Source organism: Mesorhizobium sp. M7D.F.Ca.US.004.03.1.1, from assembly GCF_003998635.1.
Lineage (GTDB): Bacteria > Pseudomonadota > Alphaproteobacteria > Rhizobiales > Rhizobiaceae > Mesorhizobium > Mesorhizobium loti.
In genome coordinates this window covers 1-4,745 of sequence record NZ_RZQG01000460.1, presented here as the reverse complement: position 1 = coordinate 4,745, position 4,745 = coordinate 1, and the positions used below count along the sequence as shown (strand labels likewise).

General features: G+C 59.1%; 8 protein-coding genes. 3 read left to right on the top strand and 5 right to left on the bottom strand.

Annotation, left to right across the window (positions count from 1 at the left end; genetic code table 11):
- The 4 genes from EN935_RS22775 to EN935_RS22760 form a co-directional block, all read right to left on the bottom strand.
- On the bottom strand, positions 1–247 hold a 247-nt coding region (locus EN935_RS22775), incomplete at its 3' end, for a pilus assembly protein N-terminal domain-containing protein (RefSeq protein WP_206534551.1).
- Positions 244–1,056, bottom strand: a complete 813-nt coding sequence (cpaB, locus tag EN935_RS22770; protein WP_109666448.1) for a Flp pilus assembly protein CpaB — start codon at positions 1,054–1,056, stop codon at positions 244–246. The genes cpaB and EN935_RS22775, both read right to left, overlap by 4 nt.
- Positions 1,057–1,267: 211 nt before the next feature.
- Positions 1,268–1,786 carry a prepilin peptidase gene (locus EN935_RS22765; RefSeq protein ID WP_127262823.1) on the bottom strand — a complete coding sequence of 173 codons (519 nt, stop codon included), beginning with the start codon at positions 1,784–1,786 and terminating at the stop codon, positions 1,268–1,270.
- Between the two features lie 175 nt (positions 1,787–1,961).
- Positions 1,962–2,144, bottom strand: a complete 183-nt coding sequence (locus tag EN935_RS22760) for a Flp family type IVb pilin (protein ID WP_109666443.1) — start codon at positions 2,142–2,144, stop codon at positions 1,962–1,964.
- Between the two features lie 333 nt (positions 2,145–2,477).
- Here EN935_RS22760 and EN935_RS22755 point away from each other — a divergent pair, with 333 nt between their 5' ends.
- The 3 genes from EN935_RS22755 to EN935_RS22745 all read left to right on the top strand — a co-directional run bounded on the left by EN935_RS22755 (position 2,478) and on the right by EN935_RS22745 (position 4,283).
- Positions 2,478–2,900 carry a pilus assembly protein N-terminal domain-containing protein gene (locus EN935_RS22755; protein ID WP_109666441.1) on the top strand — a complete coding sequence of 141 codons (423 nt, stop codon included), beginning with the start codon at positions 2,478–2,480 and terminating at the stop codon, positions 2,898–2,900.
- Between the two features lie 138 nt (positions 2,901–3,038).
- Entirely contained in the window at positions 3,039–3,620 is a 582-nt protein-coding gene (locus EN935_RS22750; RefSeq protein WP_127262822.1) for a TadE/TadG family type IV pilus assembly protein, read from the top strand.
- 45 nt (positions 3,621–3,665) lie between these two features.
- A complete protein-coding gene (locus EN935_RS22745; RefSeq protein WP_109666435.1) occupies positions 3,666–4,283 on the top strand; it encodes a TadE/TadG family type IV pilus assembly protein in 618 nt (205 codons plus the stop codon).
- 118 nt (positions 4,284–4,401) lie between these two features.
- On the opposite strand, the gene EN935_RS22740 is transcribed toward EN935_RS22745, so the two are convergent.
- Positions 4,402–4,745, bottom strand: a 344-nt coding sequence (locus tag EN935_RS22740) for a PhnD/SsuA/transferrin family substrate-binding protein (protein ID WP_164771269.1), incomplete at its 5' end; no start/stop codon positions are given.

Sequence of the window (4,745 nt, the reverse complement as noted above, 5' to 3'; positions counted from 1 at the left end):
GGTAGATGCGCCTTGCGGTGCGGGTGACCGCATCGGCCACCGCCGGGTTGGCGACGAGAATATCGTAGGCATCGCTCGGCAGGTCGATGACCACCGACTTGTTGAGGCCGAGCTTGACGCGCTGGGTGGCCGTCGATGCCGTGACCTGCGCGTTCTTTGCCTCGACAACGCCTTGCAAATTCGTTCCGACGAGCAGCAGGCCGAATGCCGCGGCTACAATTGCCGGCAGTTTACCATTTAGCCTCATTTCCTTGCCCCTACTTCGGAAACTTCGCCCGACTTGATCAGCCTCACCGTTCCCCTGCGGCCATTGCCGGAAACGAGATAGTCGGCCTCACCCAGATTCTTTTCCTGCGTGTCTGCGACCGCCCGCAGCGCCAAGGTCAGGCGATCCGCCATCTGTTGGGCGACGGTGATGATCTCTGCCTGCTTGGGCGTCAGTTCCAGCGTGGCGGTCTGGCCCACCCTGGTCTTCTTGCCTTCCTCGTCCTCCTGAATGGTCTGGTCGATGGCCAGGACGCGAATGTTCTTGAGGATGGTCTCGGTGTTGAAGCCGGCGGCACCGCTGGCGGCATCGGCCCTGCGGGTCATGATGACATCGACGAAATCGTTCGGAAGAATGAAGCCACCGGCCGACGTGTCGGCCGAGATGGCCGTGGCCACAGCCCGCATGCCGGAAGGCAGGATCGACGACATGAAGCTCTGCCCCTCGCCGATCAACTTGGAACGCCGCAGAGGCTCTCCGGCATACATAGCCACACGGGCAACGGAGCCCTTCAGCTTGTCCAGTGCCTCAGGCTCAGCGGTGCGGGTGATGAAATTCGCGTTGACGCCGTCGGCGGGCCAGGATTGCCAGGCGATGTTGTTCTCGATCGGGCTGCCCATCGGAACGTCGCCCGAAAGCACAAGCACATCCTGCAGAGATACCGCCGGGGCCTGGGGGCCGGAATCGACGACGACCTGGGGCTGCGGTGCCACCATATTTTTCGCGACATACCCAGCGCCGCCCGCCGCGGCCACCGCCACGCTCAGAATTATCAATCGCGATGCTGGCATCTGTCCGAACCCTTGCCCTGGCAAACCACGTAGCCAAGCCGGACTTTGCAGCGGCAATCGTCAAAACAAGGTTAATGTAATGCTTACGATCGTGATTAATTTAAGGTTTACATAAATTGGACGGAACGTGGCCTGACCGGCAGAAATGACCGGGCCGGCCTTGTTGAAAGCCTGTTGCGGCAACGCTGATCAATAAAAAAATAGATCGTGTTCAGGCCGACAGCCTGGCCAGCGCCCACACCATCAAAGGCGAATCCGGATAGGTCAGCAACCCGCCAAGGCCAAGGGCTACTCCGTAAGGAACACCTTTTGCCTCGTCGGCGAAATGGCGCAGAAACGGGTTTTGGCCGGTAACGGCCGCAAGCGGTGACTTCCGGTAGAGGATGATCGCGAGTGTCAGCAGGCCACCGATGATTGTCGAGGCGACAAGATACTCGACGAGATTCACGTTGAGACCCATCCACATCGCGGTGGCAGCCAGAAGCTTGGCGTCGCCGCCGCCCATGCCGCCCATTGCAAACAGGCCGAACGTCACGACAAGGACCAGGGCGCCGGCGGCGAAATGTCCGCCATAGGCCGCCCATTCCATACCCGTCAGCGGCGCAACCAGCGCGAAGACAACGACGAGCAGCACCGGCACGCGATTGGCGATCGTCATCGACAGCATGTCGGAGATCGCGGCAAACAACATGCAGAACGGAAAAACGACGAAGATCAGGGCTTCAAGCATCGGCGCTATGCCTATTGTCCGATTTCACGGGGCTCAATCTAGGCATGTTCGATTAACGATTGATGAGGCCCGGAACGAAAAGATGACTGATACTGAACTGGCAGCGGCAAGGAAAAGGGCCGCCACGTGGCGGCCCTTTCCAGAACGCAATCCAAGTGCTCGGCGATAAGGCCGATCAGCTGCCGCTCGGCGCGCTGTTCAAGGTGGTTCCGATAGTGGTGAACTTAGCGTTGAGTGCATTGCCGAGCGCGCCGGCGCCGGTGATGATGGCGAGCGCGATGAGAGCGGCGATCAGACCATATTCGATAGCGGTCGCGCCGGATTCGTCCTTCACAAAACGTGCGATGAGATTAGACATTTGAGAGCTCCTACTCCACGTGTTACAGCACTTCCGTCAACTTCTGTGATGGTTGATCGGATGCTGCCAATCTAGGGAGAAGCTCTTTCGATCGGCTTAATAAACAGCCTTACCGATTCCTTTCCCGGTTCGAACATATTGCGTGGTTAACTCCAGGCTAAATGCCAACCGACCTTCCGTTTACGGGTTTGGTGGCGCTTGCGACCCCGAGCCGGACCGCACCTCACAGTAGCCTTGTCGCCATTGCACCATCGGTAACGACGCGCGCTTAACCGTTGGTTCACCAATCTCGTTCATGTTCCGTTGATCAGTCCGCTTGCGTGGAGCGCCTCAATGGCCCAGCCGAGATCGTCAATCCTGATTGCCGCGCTTCTTGCCGCCACGACCTTCATCGCGCCCGCAATGGCCGGCGCTGGCATCGAGGTCACGATGAACCAGGCCAAGATCGTCAAACTGTCGCGCCCTGCCGACACGATCGTGGTTGGCAACCCGGCAATCGCCGACGCTTCCGTGCAGGACGCTTCGACGATCGTGCTGACCGGCAAAGGCTTCGGCGTCACCAATCTGGTCGTGCTCGACACGGATGGCAGCCCGATCGTCGACGAGCAGGTTACCGTCGTGCGGCAGGCCGCCTCATCCGTGCGTATCTATCGGCGTGCCGAAATACAGACGATGTCCTGCACGCCCTATTGCGAAAGCTCCTACAAGAGCGATGCGGAGAAGGCCTCCGAAACGGAGATGAGCGTCAGCCGGTAGGATGGCGTAGTCGAATGCCGTTCAGGTTATCGGCTGGTTAAGAAGCTGGCGCTGACTTTAACGATCATCCAAACCGGACCTAAATCGGTTTGCGCTAATGCTCCTTCCGAGACCGCATAGAGATCGGCAGGATCAGACATGAGCAAGGAATTCGGCTGCACAGGCGACCACAAAGCGAAACGCCCAAGGTTTTTCGCCCGTTTCCTACGTGACCGGCGCGGCGCCACGGCAATCGAATTCGCAATCCTTTCAGTTCCGTTCGCCCTGCTTGTCTTTGCCATTCTGGAAAGCTGCATCGCGTTTGCCGGCCAGGAAGTGATGGCCAACATAACCGACGATGTCGCGCGCAAGCTGCGCACCGGCCAGTTGAGATCGACCGACGTCGCCGGGACCAATTTGCGGGACATGATCTGCACAAAACTTGAGATCATCGTTTCCCAGGATTGTCCCAATCAGCTGCTGGTGGATCTCCGCCAATATACAACATTCGCCGACGCGGCCACGGCGGGCTTCATGATCCAGAACGGTGATGTCGTACTGACGAAAGGCGCCGCAACCCAATCGTTTGCAGTAACGGCGGGGGCGGCGGAGTCGAGGAACATGCTTCGCGTCTTCTACAAGTGGCCTATTATGACAGACCTGTTGGCGCAGTCGATGGGCGGCAACAAGACTCTGCATTTCGCATCGGTGACCTGGCAGAACGAGCCGTTCGACAACTGAGTTCGAGGCGGATGCACAGGCAGTAAAAGAAAAAGGGCAATGGGTATGATGCGTGCGGGGGCACATCTTAGGACTGCAGGAGTTTGGCGGAAAGCAAATCGATTCTGGTCCGATCGCCGCGGCATCGCGGCGGTCGAATTCGCTTTGATCATGCCAATTTTGCTGATCATGTATTTCCTGACAATGGAGGCGTCACAGGCCATCGAGACCAGCAAGAAGGTCAGTCGTATCGGCAGCATGGTGGCCGATCTCGTCACCCAGCAGACAAGCGTCGTCAAGGCGGATGTCGACGCCATCATGCAGATCGGCAGCGTGACCCTTCAGCCCTACAACCGCTCGACCCCGACCATCACCATCACGGCAATACAGGTCTCGGCCGATGCGACGAAGGCACTGGTGGTATGGTCACGCAAGTTGGTCGCCGGCGTCGCCAGCGCCGGCGCCGCGGCGACCACGGAAACCACGGTTCCAGCAACGCTCAAGGTCGCCAGCACCTTCCTCATCCGCGTCGAAAGCAATCTCGGCTACACGCCGGTCATCGCCTGGACGGCCAGCAACCAGCAGAAACTTGGATTGACCTCGGCTTTCAGCAATATAACGATGGGCGAAACCTACTATCTGCGCCCCCGCAGAAGCGTGACTATCCCTTGCGGCGACTGTTGAACAGAGACAGCCGGGCGATTCGCAGGACCGCTTCAGCTCTCTGTTGCCACGCAACTGCAGACTGAGAATAATCACGCACTTCTTCTGTTTCCTGGAATTGCGCTACTGCTGCGGAGCACTATTGCTGTGGGGCACTGTCCGAGACGAAGCGCACGATAGAAGCGGCCATCTCGTAATCCTTTGGCGCGACGGTAGCGAAGCCTCCCGAATGCTTTGATTCCAGGAGGTCGTAGATATCAGGCGTCATCGACTTGAGGTTGGTGAGGAACACGGTGAGCCGGCGCTTGGCTTCAGGGTCGAGATCGCTGCGGACGGCATGGGGGCCATATCTGAGCAAGCCAGACGTCCATACCACCCGAAGCGCCGTCACTGAGAGCCCTGCCGCTTCGAGCCTTGCCTGCGTGCCCGATGTTTCCGGCTGGCCGTCGGCGGCGGCCGTCACCCAACCGAACAGGCCATCGG